The 3,097-nt window shown below is 70.3% G+C and carries 1 protein-coding gene and 1 pseudogene; one reads left to right on the top strand and one right to left on the bottom strand.

Annotated features, from left to right (window positions below):
• Positions 1-472 precede the first annotated feature (472 nt).
• Positions 473-1,649: pseudogene (locus E1265_RS35230) on the top strand (IS110 family transposase); the annotation flags it as partial.
• A gap of 121 nt (positions 1,650-1,770) precedes the next feature.
• On the opposite strand, the gene E1265_RS35225 reads toward E1265_RS35230, so the two are convergent.
• Positions 1,771-3,097 (bottom strand): extracellular solute-binding protein (locus E1265_RS35225; protein ID WP_132935024.1); only part of this gene is annotated, 1,327 nt, incomplete at its 5' end.

Below are 3,097 nucleotides of genomic sequence, written 5' to 3'. Positions count from 1 at the left end.
GACGAACGTCTGCGTCAGCCAGCCGGCTCTCAGCGCGGCGGCGCGCAGGCGCCGCTCCGGTCCATAAGAGACCACGCCGACCGAGTGCCCGGCGAACCGTCCACCAAACCCGGCCGGGGCGGCGGCCGTTCTTCCTCTGTTCCGCTTCGATTGGTGGAATGCGCCTTCTATTCTATTTTGTCTCACCTCGTCTCGCCTGCTGACCAGCGCACGTCAGAGGGCGGCTCGCCGTCCCCCGTTACCTTCTTCGTGGCTCCGCAACGGGCTCCCGGCCTCCGGGACCGGCATGACTGCTCCCCCCTGTGGAACCTATGGCCCGGGGGGTGGTGTCACCGGCCCCGGAGGCACTGACAGACCGCTGATGAGGGGCATGACCACCGACTCTCCTCGGGGAGGCAGGGAGGCTCTTCGTAATGTGGATGTGGCGATCGGTGCCGTGGCAAGGCCGGGTGAGTACGACCGAGGGACGCATGTGATCGACACCAGCGACATCGACGTCTACCTCGGCCTGGACGTCGGCAAGGGCGAACACCGCGCCACCGCCGTCACCCCGGCCGGGAAGAAGGCGTTCGACAAGCGGCGGCCCAACAGCGAGCCGAAGCTCCGCGAGGTCTTCGCCAAGCTCACCGCGAAGCACGGCACCATGCTCGTGGTGGTTGACCAGCCGGCCTCGAGGTGCCCTGCCCCTGGCGGTGGCCCGGGACATGGGCTGCCCGGTCGCCTGTCTGCCCGGGCTGACCATGCGGCGGATCGCCGACCTCTACCCCGGCGAGGCCAAGACCGACGCGAGGGACGCGTTCATCATCGCGGACGCCGCCCGCGCCATGCCGCACACGCTCCGCTCCATCGGACTCGGAGACGAAGCCATCGCCGAGCTGGAGATGATCGTCGGCTTCGACGACGACTTGGCGGGCGAGGCCACGAGAATCTCCAACCGACTGCGGGGCCTGCACGCAGATCCACCCGCACCTGGAGAGAGTCATCGGCCCGCGCGTCCAGCACCCGGCCGTCCTGACGCTGCTCGAACGGTTCGGCTCCCCGGCCCAGATCCGCAAAGCCGGGCGGCGTCGGCTGGTGAACCTGATGCGCCCGAAGGCGCCGAGGACGGCCGGGCGGCTGGTCGAGGAGATCTTCACGGCCCTGGACGAGCAGACCGTGGTCGTGCCGGGCACTGACGCGGCCGCGCTGATCGTTCCCAGCCATGCCAACTCGCTTCAGGCGGTGCTCGACAGCGCAAACTCCTCGCAGTGAGGATCGAGGAACTGCTGGAGGCCCACCCTCTTTCGAAGGTCCTGACGTCCATGCCCGGCATCGGCGGCAGGACCGGAGCCAGGATCCTCATCGACGTCGGCGACGCCCGCAGCTTCCCCAGCGCCGCCCATCTCGCCGCCTATGCCGGCCTCGCCCCCGCGACCCGCAGCTCGGGCTCCCCCATCCGCGGCGAACAACCTTTCCGCCGGGGAAACAAACAGCTCAAGCGCGCCTTCTTTCTATCCGCGTTCGCGGCCCTGTCCGACCCCAGATCCAGGGCCTACTACGACAAGAAGATCGCTCAGCGGAAACATCACGCCCAAGCCCTCCTCTGCCTCGCGAGACGACGAGCCGACGTGCTCTTCGCGATGCTCCGCGACGGCACCTTCTACCCCCCAGCCCACCCCCACAGGTTGACGAAACCCATAGGGACACCCCCGCGATGGCGTCTCCGCTTCGACGCTCCTGGCCTGAGAGCGGCCGGCGTGGCGTCGGTCGGCGGACCGTCGCGGCCCTCGTTCATCCGATGCCTCGTGCGGCCCTGGCGATGGCGTCCGCGGCTTCGGCCGGCGTGGTGGCGCCCGTCAGCAGCTGGACGGTCTGCTGTCCGACCACGTCGTTGAGCGCGGCGCTGTGCAGCCGGTCGAGGGAGAGCTGGAATCCGGTGGCCCGGGAGAGCAGGGTCGCCGGCTCGCGCGCCGGCCCCTCCGGCAGCAGTTGCGGCGCGTTGCGGAGTACGGGCAGAAGCCCGCTGTCCATGTCGGGCATTTGAGCCTGCCGTTCCTCCTCGGTGAGGAAGAACGCCAGGTCCGCAGCCTCCCGCGGAGCTCCGCGGCGCACCGTGTAGCCGAGGCAGGTGCCCAGGACGTCCGTGTCGGTTCCCACGCCGCCCTCGACCGTGGGGAAGGGGAAGAACCCGATGTCCTGGGAGCTGCCCGGCTCGGCATCCTCGTACATCGTGGCCGCCCACGGGCCGGCGAGTTCCATGGCCGCGTCGCCGACGGCGACCCGTCTCGCCTGGTCCGCCGCGTAGGGCGCGGTGGCGAAGCCGGGCGCGAAGGGATCGGCCCCGGCGAGTTCGACCAACAGTTCACCGGCGCGGGAGAAGCCGGGGGCGGAGAAGTCGCCGGTGCGCACGGCCGTGTTGAGGGCTTCCAGGCCAGCGACCCGCATCGCGAGGTAGGTCCAGTACGGCGCACATGCCCACGGCTCGAACCCGGCCAGGGCCAGGGGCGTGACGCCGGCCCCGCGTAGTGCCCGGACGGTGTCGAGGAACTCGGCCCAGGTCGCCGGGGGAGTGAGAGCGACCTCCTCGAACCGCCGCCGGTTGTACCAGAAGCCGAGGGCGTCGCAGTGGGCGGGAAGGCCGTAGAGACGGCCGGCGACTCGGAAGAGGTCCAGCAGGGGCGGCACCATGGTGGCGGTGGCGGCCCCGGCCAGCCCGGTGAGGTCGGTGAGCAGGCCGTCCGCCACGTCCCGGGCGAGTTGGGAGTACCAGCTGATGAAGATGTCCGGGGGTGAGCTGGACTGCCGCATGGCGTGGAGTTTCTGCTCGTAATCGTTGTCGGAGACCGTGGTGTGGACGGTGACGAGGCGCCGGGAGTTCTCGAAGTCCTCCTCCCAGCGGCGGTACACGGCCCGCTCCGCCTCGGTGAGTCCCATGTACATCAACATCACCGTCACCATCGTGTCTTCGGAGTCGGACCCGGCGGTCGTGTCGGCGTTGTCCCTGTCTGAGGACAGCAACCGGGCCCCGAGGGGTACCGCACCGACCGTGGCCACGAGCCCGGCGGCGGCGAGCAGGGCACGGCGGCGGGTGAGGCGGCGGGGGCGGCCGGCCGTGGTC

This window comes from Streptomyces sp. 8K308 (genome assembly GCF_004348315.1).
In the GTDB taxonomy this organism is placed as follows: Bacteria; Actinomycetota; Actinomycetes; order Streptomycetales; family Streptomycetaceae; genus Streptomyces.
This window is presented reverse-complemented; position numbering and strand designations above follow the sequence as displayed.